Raw genomic sequence first — 770 nt, 5'->3', positions numbered from 1 at the left:
TCCGGAGCAGATCCGAGTTGCGTGATCCCCGCTAAAACGGTACGCAGCTTATCGTTGACGGTCGCCGACAAAGGCGCCCATGTGACATCGCCCCCCGTCTGCTGGAGGGCGGCCTCCAGGTCTGCGGCAGACTGGGCAAGCGTCATTGCGCCGATATTTCCGGCGGTACCCCGCAAGGTATGGGCGAGCCTGGTGGCGACTGTCAGATCGCCGGCCGCCAACGCATCGGCGAAGGACTGCGGGAAGCCTTGCTGCGATTCCTGAAACTTAAGCAGCATGCGACGATACAGATCCGGTTTTCCCATGCAGGTAGCCAAGCCGGCCGCCTGATCAATTCCGGCAAGCGATGGAAACTCTGCGGTCTTATTTTCCGGCCGTTCCGTTTGCGGCGTCGTCGATCGAGGAGAGGATGGACGTATCCACTTCGCCATCGTTGTAAACATCGTCGCGACATGCAGCGGCTTGGAGATATGGTCGTTCATGCCGCAGTCAATTGCCTGTTCGCGGTCGCCGGCCATCGCGTTGGCGGTCATTGCAATGACGGGCAATCGGGAGAACCGGGGCTGTTCGCGTATCTTGCGCGTCGCCGTATATCCATCCATGACAGGCATCTGGCAATCCATCAGCACGCCATCGAAGGTTTCGTCGCCGGCAAGAATATCGAGCGCTTGCTGGCCGTTTTCTGCAAGCATGAAGGAGATGCCGGCGGCCGTCAGCAACTCGCCGGCCAGCTCCTGATTCATTTCATTGTCTTCCACCAGCAGTACGCG

At 59.7% G+C, this 770-nt stretch carries 1 protein-coding gene; it reads right to left on the bottom strand.

Features of this window, described 5'->3' with window-relative positions:
• A partial coding sequence (locus AC1RN6_RS24085) for a response regulator (protein ID WP_493008000.1) occupies positions 1–743 on the bottom strand: 743 nt, incomplete at its 3' end.
• Between the last annotated feature and the right edge of the window lie 27 nt (positions 744–770).

It is taken from the genome of Herbaspirillum sp. GW822-FHT03A08, assembly GCF_058801885.1.
This window is presented reverse-complemented; position numbering and strand designations above follow the sequence as displayed.